This is a genomic window from Cysteiniphilum sp. JM-1, assembly GCF_008711525.1.
In the GTDB taxonomy this organism is placed as follows: Bacteria; Pseudomonadota; Gammaproteobacteria; order Francisellales; family Francisellaceae; genus Caedibacter.
In genome coordinates, this window is the sequence record NZ_VXKS01000023.1 from 24,584 (window position 1) to 42,314 (window position 17,731).

A 17,731-nucleotide genomic window follows, 5' to 3' on the forward strand; every position below is an offset into this window, starting at 1 on the left:
CCATCTGTTAGTCGCGTTAAAAAATCAGGCTATAGGATAAAGGGGTTTTTATAAAATGGAAAGCAAAAATATATAGTAGGGGCGTATTGAATACGCCTAATGAGAAATTATTCTAAATGATGATTTTTATTAATTTGTGCGATGATCTTATCTTCTTCTTTCCAGCGCTCAATGAGTGCACGACGATCTTTGGCAAGATACGTGTAAACAACAGGTACAACAAAAAGGGTGAAAAGCGTACCAATTGTCATACCAGATGCAATAACAATACCGATAGATTGGCGACTAACAGCTCCAGCTCCTGTAGCGAGCACCAATGGTATAACACCAACAACCATTGCAGCCGTTGTCATAAGAATGGGGCGCAGGCGAAGGGCAGCTGATTTTAAAATCGCCTCAACTTTATCATAGCCTTCTTCTTGCAGTTTATTGGCAAACTCCACCAACAAAATACCATGCTTACTAATCAGACCAATCAAGGTAATCAAACCAACTTGCGTGTAGATGTTGATTGAGGCATAACCTAAGTTAAATAGTTGCCCTAGATACAGCGGAATTAACGCGCCACAAATTGACATCGGTACACTGATTAAGATAATCAATGGGTCTCTGAAGCTTTCAAACTGAGCTGCAAGCATCAAGAAGATCACAATCAGGGCGAATAAGAAAGCAACTGCCATTTGGCTGCTATTTTCTAAGAACTGACGTGCAGAACCTGCGTAGTCATGCGTATAACCTTGTGGCAGTTCTGTTTTAGCAAGATTTTGCATATATTCAATCGCTTGACCTTGACTAATGCCTGGTGTGGTTACCGCGTTAATGGTCGCTGAGTTTAGCTGTTGGAAACGGTTTAAACTCAGTGGTACACTTTGCGTTTTAAATGTCACAATAGCTGAAAGTGGCACGAGCTTACCACTGGCTGTGGTAATGCGGATTTGTCCAAGCTGTTCTTTGGTCAACTTCAAATCATCCGCAAGCTCAGGAATAACCTGATAGCTGTAACCAAGCATACTAAAGTAGTTAACGTAACCTCCTGAGTAAGCATAACCAAGTGCTTGAGCAATTTGCTGCATGCTAATACCCAAGGAAGCTGCTTTTTCACGATCAATTTGTACAATCATTTGAGGATTATCAAATTGTAGATCACTTTGAGCAAAGACAAACAACCCGCTTGACATCATTTTGTTGATGACATCATTAGCAATGGCGTAAATTCCAGGATAGCTATTAACGGATTGGATGACAAACTGCATCGGTGGACCAAATGAAATACCTGGTAACGACGGCATTTCAAAGGTATAAATCTGAGAACCTGCGACGTTATTGACAAGGTTTTGCAGTACCGGTTTGATTGCCATTTGTGTTTCTTTGCGCTCACTCCATGGTTTTAATACCACGCCGCCAAAGCTGTTATTACTTTGCGGATAGCCGTTGACAACGAATGTTGATTCAACACCTGGTAAGCTTTGCATGTCTTTATAAAGCGCTGGTGCAAAAGTATTTAAATAGTGAATGTTAGCAGGAGAAGGGGCAGTTCCTTGGATACCAATAAAGGCCTGATCTTCTGTTGGTGCAAGCTCTGATTTCGTGCCCATAAATAATGAATAACAGCTGATTAAGACGACTGCACCAAATAAAATCACGACGATGCGCACGCTCATCACAAGACGTAGGGCACGCTCATAAGCATTTTTAAGTTTTTCAAATAGCTTATCAATAAACTTAACTGTTTTTGCCTCAGTAATTGATTTAGAAAGGACTTTTGAACAGAGCATTGGTGAGAATGTATAGGCAACAATCCCAGAGATAACCACTGCTCCTGCCAATGAGTAGGCGAATTCAGTAAATAATATCCCTGTTAAGCCACCCATCATCCCAATCGGTAAGTAAACGGCAACAAGGGTTAATGTCATTAAGATCACAGGGTTGGCAATTTCTCTGGCACCTTGAATAGCTGCTTCAAAAGGGGTTGCTCCTTCTTCGATGTGTCGGTAAATGTTCTCAAGCACAACAATCGCATCATCGACCACGAGCCCAATAGCAAGTACCATCGATAACAGGGTTAATAAGTTGATTGAGAAGCCCATAAGAAACATTAATAAGAATGAACCAATCATCGATAATGGAATAGCAACCACTGGGATAATAACGGATCGAAAAGAACCAATAAATAAGAATAAAACAACGGTTACAATAATCACCGCTTCAATCAGTGTTTTTACTACGTCCTCAATAGATGCTTTAATGTAAGTGGTGTTGTTGTAGACAATATTCATGTTCAAACCAGTGGGTAGACTGGATTTGATACTTGGCAAGTCCTTCATGATATTATCAACGACAGTGAGGACGTTAGCATCAGAGGCGGCGACGACACCTGCAAAAACGCCATATTTACCATTGAAGCTTACATTGGCACTATAGGTTTGAGCACCTAATTCAACCGTCGCAACATCACCTAATCGAACGAGATTGCCATTTTCATTTTTAACTACCAATTGTTTATACGTTTGTGCATTATCAAGGTTGGTGGTTGGGTTTAAGGTGACATTAAAATAAGGACCTTTGATTTGTCCGCCAGCAGCAATCAAACTATTGGCTTGTAATGCATTGGCGATATCATCAGGGGTGACATTAAAACGTGCCATTTTGTCATAGTTTAACCAAACACGCATAGCATAATCTTTTTGCCCCCAAATGATCACATTGGAAATGCCGCCTAAAGATTGTAGCTTAGGGGTTAGCTGGTTTTTGATATAAGCTGTAATTTCTTGTTCATTTAAGGCATCACTGGTAAAGCCTAAAATGAGTGATGGAAATGAGTTACCTGATTGCATGTCAATTGCGGGTGATTGCGCTCCACTTGGCATGACGTTTTGTACGGCATTGACTTTTTGTACCACTTGGCTAAGTACATTATTAGGATCAGCACCTAATTTTACGTTAATCGTTAGTGTACTTAAACCCAATACGCTTTGCGATGTCATGTAATCAATACCGTCAGCTGCACCAACGGATTGCTCCAGTGGTGTTGTGATAAACCCTTGAATAATCTCAGGATTAGCGCCAGGATAAGCGGTTGTTACAATAATTGTCGCATTGTTCATATATGGGTACTGGCGTACCTGCAAGGTGAATGCGGTCCCTATCCCAGCAACGAGTATCAGTAAGCTGATCACCGTTGATAGCACAGGCCGTTTTATAAAGATATCAATAAAATGCATATGCCGTTTTCCTATGGGTTGTTTTTGAAGTCAACGTCATTATTGATAACAACACTAACACCGTTTTGCAGTTTGTTTTGACCAGAGGTCGCCACCATGTCACCAGCTTTAATGCCTTCAACGATGACTTTATTGTCATTAGTCATAGTGGTTTTCACTGGAACCTGCTTGGCTATGTATTGCTGTTTACCTGTTGATACTAACTGGACTTGACCATCTTTCATAGCGCTGTATTCAGACATCACAGGTTGACCATCTTTTGAATCAGGTTCAAGTACATAAACTGTTTCACCATATAGGGTATAGCTTACGGCATTGCGCGGGATAATGATGGTGTTTGGAATTGGTGGCAAAATTAAACTGACATCAAGGAACATACCAGGGTAGATCAAATGTTGTTGATCCTTGTTATCAAAGGTTGCTTGAATATTAAGTGCTCTGTTATCACTGGTGATTTGTGAGTTAATAGCAGTGATTTTTGCCTTGAAAGTAACACCTGGATAGGAGTCAGAAGTAAACTCAATGTCACCGCCAACTTTAACATTGCTAAAGTTATTTTGTGGAATACTAAAATCTATGTAAATCGGTGATATTTCAGTTAGCGTTGCTGCACTGTTGCCAGCACTGAAGTATTGACCTAGGCTAATTTGACGCAAGCCAATCTTACCATCAAACGGTGCTTTTACCGTGCGATAGTTGATATCAGCTTGAATCGATTCAACATTGGCAAGATTGGCATCATATTGTGCCTTTGATTGATCTGCCGTTTGTTGTGAGACGGCTTGCTGTTTTAAAAGATCAGCATCACGTTGGTAGGTGATTCTAGCAAGTTCCAAATCAGCTTGAGCTTGCTTTAGTTGTGCTTGTAACTGTTGCGTATCAAGTGTGAATAACACATCACCTTTTTTAACCATTTGTCCGGATTCAAACGAGATGGTTGATACCAAGCCTGAAGCTTGAGCGGTAACATTGACATTTTGGATGGCGACAGCTTCACCAATGGTTTTAACACTTGGGTACCACGTTTCAGATTTAGCATCAGTAGCAGTGACTTCAGGTGCTTGCATTTTCCAAGTTGCCATGGCTGAAGCCTTTTTACCGTTGACAAAACTGGCAAAGCCAAAGATGCCGCCAAAAATAACGACAAGAATGGCAATGACGATGATAAAAGCTTTAATAAGCTTTTTCTTAGGTGCTTTTAGGGAGAGTTCAGCCATGATTTATCCTTCTGTTTTCATATTTGTTGTTTTATTTATTAAATTGCGATGGTTATAAAATAGAAACTGCCAAAAATGTAGCGTACTAAGTACGATAAAGATAATAAAACTATAACTTGCCATGCTTAAGCCAAACAGTTGCCAGTCAACTTGTGAGCAATCAGGTCCACTTGTGAAAAGTGACTTTAAGAAGTCCAAAAAAGGTAGATTTTGAAATAAACTATCGACACCCGCCTCACAGCTACCGATATATTCGCTTGGATTTATCTGCATCCAAACTTGTTTCAAGGCAACCAATGCACCAAGTAGTGCGATGATGCCAAGGATAAAACTATAAATACGCACCCCTTTTATTTTAGGTTTATGGATAAGGGCTACAAGAGAGAGGATACTAATCAATAAAATAGCAAATTGTTGTAGTAAACACATCGGACAAGGTTTTAAACCCGTTAGCTCAAAATAGATAATGCCAGCAATCACCAAAAGACCAATGATAAATGTTTTTAAATAGATTTGCGGGCTTTTAAATCCGTGCATATTGATTTCCTTTAATCTCAAATTGCTTTATGCGTTTAACCATTATAGAGCAAAAAGCATTGAAGTCATTATTTAGCATAGTAGATGCTAGCTGAAAGTAGTGATGAATAGTCGTAAAAATACTAAAATTACACGATTTTGACAAAGTATTTATGTAATCAGTATCTTGTTGTATCGTTGGCACATGGCAAATTTTGTTGATCATTAATCGTTATACTGTCTTGTAAAACCCAAAATTAGAACAGGTGTTCATTTTAACGAGAGTTTGCAGTAAATCCAACAGGTCTTGTGCTTTTTTATATCGAATTACGTTAATGTTACGAAACGTGTGCAAGTAATGTTGATTTTGAGATGGGTTTCATTTTGAAAGAGAGTGCCAAACAAATACAGAACAAGACGATAATCAGTATAAATATGCGTTGATAGATTTCAGCTGGATAGATATGTGTGCTTTGCATTTGATTGCTACTGACTAGATGAATCAAAATGCCGACAAGTTGAATGCATATTGCGCCTAATAACACTGAGAACATATTAGTAATACCAAGTGCTATGCCTGAGTATTGGCGTGGTACCAAAAGGGCTGAACGGTTATAAGAAGGAATGATTCCAGCATTACAAATCCCATAACAAAAATAAATTATCTGTAATTCAAGTAGCGATAATCCAGGAATATAAATAATCACAATCATTAAGATAAGACAAAGCAAAGCGGATAAACGCATCAATTGCAGTGCGTTGCAAATACTATTTAAAAAACCAAACAAAGGGCAACCAAACACCATGCCAATAAAAATAAGACTGGTGGTAAAGGCGGCATCTGTGTGCGGCAACCCTCTGAAACTCGCAGTAAATGACGCGCCCCACATCTCGGCAAAAACGGTTGTTGGTCCATATAGGCAACCAATAAACAGGCAGTTTAGCCATAGTGCTTTATTCTTTATCACTTCTTTAATGCCTTGGGATATTTTGCTGCTATTGTTAATCGCTGCAAACGGTTGGTTCGTTACACTGTGTTTGCTCATCCAAAGCATAAGAAAACCGATGATGAAAAATAATATCGCAAAACTAAGCATCGCGACCTCAACACCAACATGATGCACATAAATACTCATTGGCGCTTCACCAACGGCAGCGCCAAGCATGCCCATGGCTTGAGTGATGCCAGTGAGCATGGCAAAGATGCTCGGTGTGAAGAGGTTAATCGCTAAACGCAGTGTGCCGACAAACGCAAATGCACCACAAAAACCCATGAGCATACGTGCAACAATGGCAAGTGTTAAGCTATTGGCTAGAGCAAAAATAATACAAGCAATACCAGTGATAAAAGCAGCTAGCATCATCACTTTTTTAGGACCGAATTTATCGGTAATCATACCAACAGGGATTTGCATGAGAATGTATGGATAATAGAAAAAGGCAGATAAAGCACCAAGCCCCGCGGCAGTTACTGAGAACTTGTCGGAAAGCTCAGGCAGCATGACACTAGGGGAGACGCGCAAGAAATACTCGCAAAAGAAAAAAAATGCACCCAAAAACCAGATGAATAAACTTAAATGTACTTTATTGGTTGTTATTGTCGCTTTCAAAGTTCATCAGGGTTTTTAATAAACGAAAAAGCATTATGACTTTGAGTTAAAGCGATTGCAATGCGCAAATGCTAAATAATTTTGCACAAAATGTAATGAATTTAAACTGGTTGTTTTTCTGCGGTTTCAAGTGCTGATTTAAGATCAAATAGTGTAGTGCGATTCGCCTTGGTATATAGCCATCACAAAGCAATTTACAGCATCTCTGCACAGAACTAATTCTCATTATTTAAAAACGGTTCAACCACAAAACCATTGACTGCGCGAGTATTCTGATCAAAGGAAATCCCGACTTGATAAATCGGAAAACCTAAATGCAAAAATTTATGGGCGTAGTTTTTGTCAATAATTTGTTGTAATGCGTCTTTAGAGAGATCTTTATCATTAGCGACTTTAAGCTCAAGAATAATGACCTTGTAATCAGGGATCACAATCGATATATCAATGCGCCCAATTGCGGTGGAGTCTTCAGCTACCACATCATAACCAAGTGCGGTTAGATAACTATAGATCACTGTGCAATAAAAACCTTCATAATCTTGAATGGGGTTATTGCGATACCATTCATTAGGGATAGAGGCGTACAGGGCGACCACACAATCATAAAACATTTGCCAATCATCAGACAGTAAACTGTCACTTAGGCGGCTAGTGTTAACCGCATTGGCGTGCGAGTTTGTGCCAATGAGCGAGACACAATTATTGAAAGCGGCTTTGACCTCGAGATTAGGGTACTTCAGGCGATAACCGATTTGCATGCCAATGTTTATTTTTTCTTTGATGGTCAAGTATCCTGCTTGAAATAGCAATGCTTCAAGTGGGATATTTTTTACATCAATGCTGTCAATAAAGCGCGCTTGTACTTGATAGTTTTCAAAGTCAGGGACGCGATAGCGATGCTTTTGCAGCAGTTGGATTAAAAATGAGGGAGTCCCCGTTTGAAACCAATAATCGCGGTACTCATATTGATTACGGATAAAGAGTAAGATGTCATAAGGATTATAAACCTTTTGCTGCGCATGACCGCCAAAGTTATAGCCGTTATACCATTTTTTAAGCTTGTCTTTGTCAACATCGATTAAATAGTCTTGAAATGCAGATTCAAGCTCACTTTGTGTATAACCACAGATATCTGCATAAGGTTGCATTAAACTAATATCTTCAAGATTATTAAGACCTGAGAATAAACTGACTTTAGAGAATCGGGTTACTCCTGTGAGCAAAACAAACTTTAAGTGCACATCATTATCCTTAATAACACTATAAAGCCCCTTTAATATTTCACGATTACGTATTGCTGCGTGCTCATCGGTGATGACATCTAAAATTGGTTTGTCGTATTCATCGACAAGTAAGACAACAGGTTGATTGTATTTTTCATGTAATGCTCTAATGAGATAATGCAGTTGAGCACCATAATCTCGTTTGGGAAGTGAGAGATCATGTGCCTTTGCATGCTCTTCTAAGGTGAGTTCAATAATATCTAATGTCGCTCTTTCGCTATTGTAAGCACTCGAGCCTCCAAAGCTTAGATGAATAACAGGGTAAGTGGTATCCCAATCCCAATTAGTCTCTGCAAAGGTGTCTTTAAATAGCGCTCTATTACCTAGAAAAAGCTGTTTTAACGTATCAAGGGTTAAGCTTTTGCCAAAGCGTCTAGGACGTGATAAAAAGAAGTACCGCCCTGAGTTAATCATCTGTAATAAATGTCGAGTTTTATCAACATAGATGGCATTTCTTGCTCTAATTTGAGTAAGAGTAGAATCACCGATGGGGAGATTTTTTTGTGCTTCATTCATGGTTTTAGCGCTAATCACTTTTAAATTATTTTAAAGTTTAGCAAAGTATGATTGTAAAGTCGAAGGGAGAGAGAGGACATATGGCTTTGACTAATGCTCAGAGTACGGGTTAGCACTTATCGCTGAATATATAGTCTTAGCCGATAAAATATAACGAATTTAAACCAGTTGTTTCTCTGCAGTTTCAAGCGCTGATTTAAGATCAAATAGTGTGGTCATTGCTTCAATTGGAGTGAGTTTATTAGGATCGAGTGCTTTAAGTTTTTCAATCACCAATTCATAATCATGTGCCATGTCATTATCATGTTTGTCATTATGGTCATGGTGAGCTGTGAAACTGAAATCCAAACTCTGCTGAATAGGTGCGTAAGGATCGCTATCACGCATCTCCAGTCGCGATAGAATCTTTTTGGCATTCTTTAATACATCATGGGGCACGCCTGCTAATTTTGCCACTTGAATGCCGTAGCTTTTAAGCGCAGCACCTGGTTTGGCTTGATGTAGGAAAATAATCGTATCTTTATATTCTGTTGCCTCAAAGTGGATATTCTCTAAAGTAGGGTATTGTGCAGCTAAGTGAGTCAGTTCAAAATAATGTGTGGCAAAAAGTGTATAAGCTTCGATTTTTAACAGCTTTTCAGCGCATGCCATTGCCAGTGCTAAGCCATCAAACGTACTGGTGCCACGTCCAATCTCATCCATTAGCACAAGACTCTTATCCGTTGCATGACGCAAAATATGCGCGCATTCTGTCATCTCCACCATAAAAGTTGAGCGCCCAGAGCTGATATCATCAGATGCACCAATACGTGTATAAATCGCATCAATATCACCAATTAATGCACTTTGCGCGGGAACGAAAGACCCTAAATGTGCAAGAAATACAATATGTGCAATCTGACGCATATAGGTTGATTTCCCGCCCATGTTAGGACCTGTAATAATTTGTAAGTGCTTTTTCTGATCCAAGCGATTACTATTGGCAATAAAGGGCGATTTAGATAAAGCTTCAATGACTAGATGTCGTCCATCTTGGATGTCCAACATCTTATCTCTTAATAATTGGGGGCGATTTAATTTTAAGGTGATCGCACGCTCTGCTAAATTCGTTAAAGCGTCAATCTCAGCAATTGCTTTTGCCGTTTGTTGCAGATCTTGGTACACCACAAGAATCTGCTCCAAAATATCCTGATATAGACTTTTCTCATAGGCGAGTGCTTTTTCCGCACTGCTTAGAATCTTATCTTCAAAGGATTTAAGTTCAGGTGTGATGTAACGCTCAGCATTTTTGAGTGTTTGTCGGCGCGTGTAATCAACTGGCAGCTCTACTTTATGCGCCTTGGATATTTCAATATAGTAACCATGCACTTTATTAAAGCTAACCTTTAACGTGTTTATTCCCGTGCGTTCACGCTCTTGTTGTTCCAGTTGAATTAAATAATCACCTGCATGCTGACTTATGTTTCGCAATTCATCAAGATGTGCATCAAAACCTTCCTTTATTACACCGCCATCGCGAATGGTGATCGGTGGTTCATCAACTAAAGATGCATTTAAAAGTATCAGAATTTGCGGTAATAGTGTTAAATGCTTGGCATGTGTGATAAGCAATGGATCATGCTGATTGTTTTCAATTGTTGCTTTGAGATCAGGTAAAATACTTAGAGTGTGTCTGAGGGCAATTAAGTCTTTTGGCTTGGCACTATTTAAAGCAATACGTGAGGCAATGCGCTCGATATCTTGCGTTTGCTTAAGCAAATGTTGAATATCATCAATTGCAGCTTGATTGATTAAATCTTGTATTGCATCTTGGCGGCTATTCAAAATATGATGATCTTTTGTTGGCGATTTAAACCATTGCTTTAATAGGCGATTACCAAGCGCTGTTTGACACTTATTGATAATTGCAAAAAGTGTGTGATTGCCTTTGCCTGAGAGGCTTGTTTCAAGCTCAAGGTTACGTCGACTTGAGGCATCAATATTTAATAAACTCTCATCAGATTCGATGGCGATGCTATGTAGATGTTTCGGTGCTGCTTTTTGCGTATTCTCCAGATAATTAAGTAAAGCGCCAGCGGCTGATATTGCTAAAGGTTTTTTATTGAGCTCATCAGTTAAGGCATTTTGACCAAAATACTGTTGAATTAATTTTTTAGCACCCATTAATTGAAATTCCCACTCGGGACGCTTTTGGATAGAGATTTGTTCATTTCTCAGATTAGGTTGAATTTCATCGGAACTTGATTCACAAGTCAGTAACTCTTTGGCTCTTAAGCGATGCGCCTGATCGTGAAGTGTATTATCCTCACGTTTGATTTCAAGTACTTTAAGCTCACCTTGAGTAAACTCCAAATAGGCAATGCCTATACGTGTTTTACTCTCAAAAACTGCCATTAGAATATTGCTATCGTGACTATCGGTAAAGCTTTCTTCAGCGACAGTTGCTGGAGTAATAACACGCACAACTTCACGTGCGACAGGACCTTTGTTATTAACATCACCCACTTGCTCACAAATAGCTACACTTAAGCCTTGTTTGACCAAGCGTGATAGATAATTCTCAGCAGCGTGATAAGGTACACCTGCCATAGCAATGGGCTCACCATTGGACTTGCCGCGTGTTGTAAGGCTGATATCCAGAAGTTTAGCGGCTTTGTGCGCATCGTCATAAAATAACTCATAAAAATCACCCATGCGATAAAATAAAAGCGTCTCAGGGTATTGAGATTTAATCGTTAAATATTGCTGCATCATTGGTGTGTGCGTGCTTTCAGTCGACATGGCGTAGTTATCTAAAAATATCAATGCTGAGTATTGTACATGATAGAGTGACGACTTTTAATGGCTATTTTAACAAAACGTTTTAACTTGTGCCCATAGCATTGTCGTTTAAAAATCATTAGAATGTTGGCGTCAATAATAAAACAGATGATGATTTATAAAAGTTAATGAAAAGATGTTTAATTGTGAAAACATCATCTCTAGGTGATGTGCTGCATACGCTACCAGCGTTAACAGAAGCTAAAAAGCAAATGCCTGAGATTGAGTTTGACTGGGTGGTTGAAAAGGCTTTTGCCGAGATCCCTAAGTGGCATCAAGCGGTTAATGAAGTGCTTGAAGTAGAAGTGCGTAAATGGCGTAAGAATATATTTAAATACTTTGCTGAAATTCGTGCGTTTAAAAAGAAATTAAAATCAAAGCGTTATGATTATATTATCGATGCGCAAGGACTGTTGAAAAGTGCTTGGATTACCAAGGGTGCTAAAGGTGTCAAATATGGCTTAGATAAACTCTCAGCACGAGAACCTGCCGCAAGCTTTTTTTATCAGCATAAAATTGCTGTAGCCAAAGGGAGCCACGCGATTTTGCGAGTTAAAGAACTGTTTGCCAAAGTATTTAACTATACGGCTTCAGATGAAATTGACTATGGTATTTCTTATCAATGGCATAAACAAAACGCATATAAGCAAGTGATTTTTTTACATGCCACAACGTGGTCGAGTAAACACTGGTCGCTCGCGCATTGGCAGCAACTAACGAGGTTATTAGTCGATGACGGTATTAAAGTGCTCTTACCATGGGGCAATGATGATGAAAAGCGTCAAGCGCATGAGATCGCACAGAATCATCAAAATGCAGTGGTTCTTGATAAAATGAGCTTAACGCAATTAGCGGAGCTTTTTAGTCAAAGTGACGCCGTTGTGTCTGTTGACACCGGATTATCGCATTTGGCAGCAGCTTGTAATGCGCCTGTAATTGGCATGTATGGCTCGACATCTGCCAAGCTAACAGGTGCTATTGGTAAACAAGTAACCCATGTATCATCGAAGTTAACTTGTTCACCGTGTTTAAAGAAAGTTTGTCCGATTACCAAAGATGTTTTCGCGCCATGCGAGGTGGCAATCTCTGCGGAATCAATTTACGAGCGCCTAAATGCGTGGTTGAAGTCAGACTCGTTGGCATAGTTTACTTACTGATATTATATATCCATAGATAATGCCTTCTCATTTGCCTGTTTTATTTGTGTTTTTATTTACGTATATTAGACTTTGATCATGTGGTTTATCGGCGGTATAGATATCCGTTAGCATAAGAACAATAAACAGGTAGTCATCATAAATTATGGATAAAATTATATTAGGTGTGCATGGGCTGTTAAATAAAAATGCCAAAGAAGTCATCCAAACATGGTGGAAGTCGGCTATTGAAGAAGGACTTGAAAAAACCTGTGGTTATGATGAAGGTATAAATTTTCAAATGGTCTATTGGGCGGATCTTTTGCATAAATATCCACTGCATAATGATGAGGCGTATTATTTTGATGAGTTATACGATGATGAGCCTTACTATTATTTGGAAAAAGAAAATTTCCCACGTTATGCGGACTCATTAATCAAAAGAATGGGTTTGCTTGGGCAAAATGCAGTACGCAAATGCGTTAACCTAATTCAGCAGTATGACCCAGTATCTTTTTGGGCAGCCAATAAACTCTTTCGCGATATGGCGTATTACTATAATGACGAGGTTGAGATTTATGATCGCAAAGGGCAAAAAAGACCATTGCGCAAAATTTTGATGCGTGAATTGATTGATGCGTTAAGCGTTCATGCTAAAGAGAGTAAAGAAATTATTGTTATCGGGCATTCGATGGGATCAATTATTTGCTATGATGTGTTACGTAATATCCGTTCATTCTTGCCTGATATTAACATTAAATGCTTTATCACTATGGGGTCGCCCTTAACTTATGCGATTACCTATAAACATCCTTTTTTAGAACTTACAGATGGTCATTTTAGGAATAAGCCACGCACGCCAAGTGCTGTGCAGTCTTGGTATAATTTCTCTGATCCACGTGATGTGGCATGTTATCGGCTGAAATTGGGACCACTTTATGGTCCTAACCATCAAGGTGTGCAAGTAGTTGATCAACTAGTGTTTAGTGATTATGGGATTTTTAATAAAAAGCTTGGTAAATACCATCATAATCCGCATAAGTCTTATGGCTATCTGCGTTGTCCTGAATTCTCAGAGCTTATTTATAAGTGTCTAGATAAAAGTTAGCTGCCATGCCTGGAGTGGGTAATCAGGAAATGATTTATAAAAAATCTGGGCAAAATAGCCTACTCATCCCTAAACAATCGTGTTACTTTTATTGATTACCTATTACTTAAGCAAAGAACCTTTATTTATGTCTACTTACGAGCAGTTACAATCGTTATTGAAAACGCGTATTTTACTTCTTGATGGTGCGATGGGCACGATGATTCAAGCCTATGATTTAACTGAAATGGACTATAGAGGGCGAATGTTTAAGGAAGTGGTATCAGAGCAAAAGGGCAATAATGACTTATTGAACTTAACGCAACCTGAAATTATTCAAGCGATTCATGAAAAGTACTTGGCAGCTGGTGCTGATATTATCGAAACCAATACCTTTAATAGTACATCTATTTCTATGGCGGATTACGCGCTTGAAGGTCATGTCTATGCGATTGCCAAAGCCGGTGCCGAAATCGCTAAAAGGGCGACACAAAAATACACGACAACAGATAAGCCGCGCTTTGTTGCTGGCGTGTTAGGTCCCACAAATCGTACCTTATCCATCTCACCAGATGTCAGTGATCCCGGATTTAGAAACATTACTTTTATGCAATTGGTGAGCGCTTATCAAGAGAACTTGCGTGGCGTAATCGATGGGGGTGCTGATATTATCTTGGTTGAGACGATCTTTGATACCCTAAATGCTAAAGCGGCGATTTATGCGATTGAAGATTATTTTGAAAAGCATAATATATCGATGCCTGTGATGTTGTCAGGAACGATTACCGATCAAAGTGGGCGCACCTTATCAGGGCAAACGGTTGATGCTTTCTACTATAGTTTAAAACATGCTAAAGCCTTATCGATTGGGCTTAATTGTGCTTTGGGTGCTGATGATTTATATCCGCATATTGAGGCTCTGGCAAAGACTGCCGAGGGATTTGTTAGCATGCATCCAAATGCAGGATTGCCTAATGCTTTTGGTGGTTATGATGAAACCCCTGAAATTATGGCAGATAAACTTAAACCATTTGTTGAGCACCATCTGGTTAATATTCTAGGTGGGTGCTGTGGCACGACACCTGAGCATATTGAGGCGATGGCAAAGCTTATTGAAAATGTGGCGCCAAGAGCGATTAAACCAAAAGCCAAAACACTCTGTTTATCAGGTTTAGAAAGCTTAGTGGTGACACCAGAGAGTAACTTTATCAATATCGGTGAGCGCACCAATGTCTCAGGCTCATTAAAGTTTGCCAAACTCATTCGTGATCAAGACTTTGAAGCAGCCCTTCATGTCGCACAAGAGCAAGTTGAAAATGGCGCGCAAATCGTTGATGTCAATATGGATGATGGCATGCTAGATGCACGAGCTTGTATGGAGCGTTTTTTAAAGCTTATTGCCACTGAACCTGATATTTCCAAAGTACCGATGATGATTGACTCCTCAAAATGGGAGGTGATTGAAACGGGTTTGCAACAAATTCAAGGCAAGGGTGTCATTAACTCCATTAGCCTTAAAGAAGGAGAAGACGAATTTATCAAGCATGCTAAGCTTGCGCTTCGTTATGGTGCCGCGATTGTTGTGATGGCGTTTGATGAACAAGGGCAAGCGGATACTTTACAGAAGCGGGTTGATATTTGTCAACGAGCATATGATCTTTTGGTTGAGAAGATTGGATTTCCGACCGAGGATATTATTTTTGATCCGAATATCTTTGCTGTTGCCACAGGTATTGAGGCGCATCACAGTTATGGTATTGATTTTATTGAAGCAACAAGAGAGATTAAAAAGCTCTGCCCTCATGCGCGCATTTCAGGAGGGGTTAGTAATGTCTCGTTTTCTTTTCGTGGCAATAATCTGGTGCGTGAGGCTATTCACTCGATCTTTTTATATCACGCGATTAAAGCAGGCATGGATATGGGAATTGTCAACGCTGGACAAATTACGATTTATGAAGATATTGATCCCAAACTTAAACAGCTCATTGAAGAGGTGATTTTAAACACACGTAAAGCAGCGGCTGATGAGCTTGTTGAATATGCGCAAACCTTATCGGGCACAAAAACGGATAAAAAAGAAGATCTTTCTTGGCGCAAGCAGCCGATGACTGAGCGTTTAAGCTATGCCTTAGTGAAGGGTATTAATCAATATATTATCGAAGATACTGAAGCGGCAAGAGTCGAGCTTGGTAATCCCCTAAGTGTGATTGAAGGTCCTTTGATGCAGGGGATGGATACTGTTGGTGATTTGTTTGGCTCGGGTAAGATGTTTCTGCCACAAGTGGTCAAATCAGCACGTGTCATGAAGCAGGCAGTTGCTTATCTTGAGCCATTTTTGCAAGAGGAGAAATCCCAAGCACAAAAAGCTAAAGGCAAAATTGTGCTAGCGACAGTCAAAGGCGATGTGCATGATATCGGTAAGAATATTGTGGGAGTGGTGCTTCAGTGTAATAACTATGAAGTGATTGATTTAGGTGTAATGACGCCCTATCAGAAAATCATTGAAACTGCAAAAAAAGAAAATGCCGATATGATTGGGTTAAGCGGGCTTATTACACCATCGCTTGATGAGATGATTACGGTTGCCAGTGAGATGAAAGCACAAAATGTTCATTTGCCCCTTTTGATTGGTGGTGCGACCACGTCAAAGATTCATACTGCGATGAAGATATTACCAAAACATGACTTGCCAACGGTGCATGTATTGGATGCATCGCGCGCAGTGTCAACGATGGCAAATCTTTTAGGCGATAATAAAGAGAGTTACTATCAGAAGATCAAGACTGAATATGAGCATCTGGTTGCGCATTACCAAAAGAGCAAACAAGCGCGTGAGATTTATGCCTATGAAAAATGCAATAATCAAAACTTGAAATTGGTGTTTGATCAACAGACGATCCAAAAGCCTAAGCAGTTAGGGCGATTTGTATTAACGGATTATCCATTGCAAAAGCTTGTTGAGCGGATTGACTGGAGTCCATTTTTTCATGCGTGGGAGCTAAAAGGCAGTTATCCTAAAATTTTACATGATCCGCACAAAGGGCAAGAAGCGCAGAAGCTTTTTAGTGATGCTAAAGAGATGTTAAAGCAGATTATTAATGAGAAGTGGCTTAAAGCTAATGCAGTCTATGGCTTGTATCATGCCAATAGTGTTAGTAATGATATTGAAGTGTATGATATAAACGGTTCAACCTTAGCAAAATTTCAGACATTGCGGCAGCAAACGGGTAATCCGAATAAGGCGTTTGTTGCACTAAGCGATTATATCGCGCCAAAAGACCTTAATATCGATGACTATATTGGTGCGTTTGCTGTCACCACAGGGATTGAAACATCTGATCAACTTAAAGCATTTGAGAAAAATCATGATCAGTATAATGCGATTATGTTTAAAGTATTAGCAGATCGCTTGGCTGAGAGCTTTGCTGAGCATTTACATGAGCGCATTCGCAAAGAGTTTTGGGGGTATGCTACAGATGAGTCTTTTGATAATGAGGCATTAATCAAAGGTAAATATCGTGGCATTCGTCCAGCATTTGGCTATCCTGCTTGTCCAGATCACACTGAAAAAGAAACGCTGTTTAAGTTATTAAACGCGCCTGAAATGGGGATGCATTTGACTGAGTCGATGGCAGTAACACCTGCGGCAAGCGTTAGTGGGCTTTATTTTGCCCATCCTGAGAGTAAATATTTTGGTGTGGGTAAAATTGCTGAAGACCAACTCCAAGATTACGCTAAGCGCAAAGGTATGAGTATATCAGAAGCTGAGAAATGGTTACGCCCTAACTTATTTTGAGATGCTAAGGTTAAACTCGCCTAATCCCCAAAATCCATCTTTGCCAGTGACTGCTTTGTCACTATCTAATGCCATAAAGCCTTTAATGGTGCGCACGACAAGCCAAATTACCCACCAGATATACAGAAGATAGCCAACGATAATAAAAGCTAAAACAATCGATAAGATCAGATAAATCAGACCATACCAGAAGGTTTTAATCTGAAAATCAAAATGAGTTTTAAGAGCGGGTGATACATCATGTTCATTTCTTTTGACATACGCCATGATTAGCCCGATTAGCGCGGTGATACCGGTAAATAGACCGACGATATAGAGTATTAGGTGACAATTAGCTTTACCGATCACGACAACTAGAATTGCCGGTTGAATCATGTAGGCTATTCCTTAATCAATAAAGCTGCAGATAATTAAGATTAAGGTATGGCAAGAAAACGAGTCACAACAGAACAGGTAAAGCTATACATGAAACTCAGACAAGAAGATAAACTCACCCAGATTGGCTGCGCTGCTAAATCAGGCTTTAGTG

10 protein-coding genes are annotated in these 17,731 nt (G+C 39.5%); 3 read left to right on the forward strand and 7 right to left on the reverse strand.

Annotation, left to right across the window (positions count from 1 at the left end):
- Positions 1-107 precede the first annotated feature (107 nt).
- The 6 genes from F3D68_RS09560 to mutS all read right to left on the reverse strand — a co-directional run bounded on the left by F3D68_RS09560 (position 108) and on the right by mutS (position 11,144).
- Entirely contained in the window at positions 108-3,221 is a 3,114-nt protein-coding gene (locus tag F3D68_RS09560; protein ID WP_151194213.1) for an efflux RND transporter permease subunit, read from the reverse strand.
- 11 nt (positions 3,222-3,232) lie between these two features.
- A complete protein-coding gene (locus F3D68_RS09565) occupies positions 3,233-4,438 on the reverse strand; it encodes an efflux RND transporter periplasmic adaptor subunit (RefSeq protein ID WP_151194214.1) in 1,206 nt (401 codons plus the stop codon).
- A gap of 3 nt (positions 4,439-4,441) precedes the next feature.
- Entirely contained in the window at positions 4,442-4,975 is a 534-nt protein-coding gene (locus F3D68_RS09570; RefSeq protein WP_151194215.1) for a disulfide bond formation protein B, read from the reverse strand.
- Between the two features lie 317 nt (positions 4,976-5,292).
- Complete coding sequence (locus F3D68_RS09575; RefSeq protein ID WP_151194216.1) at positions 5,293-6,564, reverse strand: MFS transporter; 1,272 nt, start codon at positions 6,562-6,564, stop codon at positions 5,293-5,295.
- Positions 6,565-6,779: 215 nt separating this feature from the next.
- The gene (locus tag F3D68_RS09580) at positions 6,780-8,363 is read right to left on the reverse strand and encodes an ATP-binding protein (RefSeq protein ID WP_151194217.1); all 1,584 of its coding nucleotides are present in this window, start codon (positions 8,361-8,363) and stop codon (positions 6,780-6,782) included.
- Between the two features lie 159 nt (positions 8,364-8,522).
- The gene (gene mutS / locus F3D68_RS09585) at positions 8,523-11,144 is read right to left on the reverse strand and encodes a DNA mismatch repair protein MutS (protein WP_151194218.1); all 2,622 of its coding nucleotides are present in this window, start codon (positions 11,142-11,144) and stop codon (positions 8,523-8,525) included.
- 185 nt (positions 11,145-11,329) lie between these two features.
- Here mutS and waaC point away from each other — a divergent pair, with 185 nt between their 5' ends.
- The 3 genes from waaC (at position 11,330) to metH (ending at position 17,202) form a co-directional block, all read left to right on the forward strand.
- Complete coding sequence (gene waaC, locus F3D68_RS09590) at positions 11,330-12,328, forward strand: lipopolysaccharide heptosyltransferase I (RefSeq protein ID WP_191092786.1); 999 nt, start codon at positions 11,330-11,332, stop codon at positions 12,326-12,328.
- Between the two features lie 157 nt (positions 12,329-12,485).
- Positions 12,486-13,427 (forward strand): lipase/acyltransferase domain-containing protein, encoded by a 942-nt coding sequence (locus tag F3D68_RS09595; protein ID WP_151194220.1) that lies wholly within the window; start codon positions 12,486-12,488, stop codon positions 13,425-13,427.
- 127 nt (positions 13,428-13,554) lie between these two features.
- Entirely contained in the window at positions 13,555-17,202 is a 3,648-nt protein-coding gene (gene metH / locus F3D68_RS09600) for a methionine synthase (protein ID WP_151194221.1), read from the forward strand.
- Here metH and F3D68_RS09605 read toward each other — a convergent pair.
- Entirely contained in the window at positions 17,194-17,577 is a 384-nt protein-coding gene (locus F3D68_RS09605) for a DUF4870 family protein (protein ID WP_224728284.1), read from the reverse strand. The two genes, metH and F3D68_RS09605, sit on opposite strands and share 9 nt — an antisense overlap.
- Positions 17,578-17,731: the final 154 nt, after the last annotated feature.

Bases quoted from the DNA above. Each gene is read 5' to 3' on its own strand.
- F3D68_RS09580 (WP_151194217.1), bottom strand. From the start codon at position 8,363: ATGAATGAAGCACAAAAAAATCTCCCCATCGGTGATTCTACTCTTACT.
- metH (WP_151194221.1), top strand. From the start codon at position 13,555: ATGTCTACTTACGAGCAGTTACAATCGTTATTGAAAACGCGTATTTTA.
- mutS (WP_151194218.1), bottom strand. From the start codon at position 11,144: ATGTCGACTGAAAGCACGCACACACCAATGATGCAGCAATATTTAACG.
- F3D68_RS09605 (WP_224728284.1), bottom strand. From the start codon at position 17,577: ATGATTCAACCGGCAATTCTAGTTGTCGTGATCGGTAAAGCTAATTGT.
- F3D68_RS09570 (WP_151194215.1), bottom strand. From the start codon at position 4,975: ATGCACGGATTTAAAAGCCCGCAAATCTATTTAAAAACATTTATCATT.
- F3D68_RS09560 (WP_151194213.1), bottom strand. From the start codon at position 3,221: ATGCATTTTATTGATATCTTTATAAAACGGCCTGTGCTATCAACGGTG.
- F3D68_RS09565 (WP_151194214.1), bottom strand. From the start codon at position 4,438: ATGGCTGAACTCTCCCTAAAAGCACCTAAGAAAAAGCTTATTAAAGCT.
- F3D68_RS09595 (WP_151194220.1), top strand. From the start codon at position 12,486: ATGGATAAAATTATATTAGGTGTGCATGGGCTGTTAAATAAAAATGCC.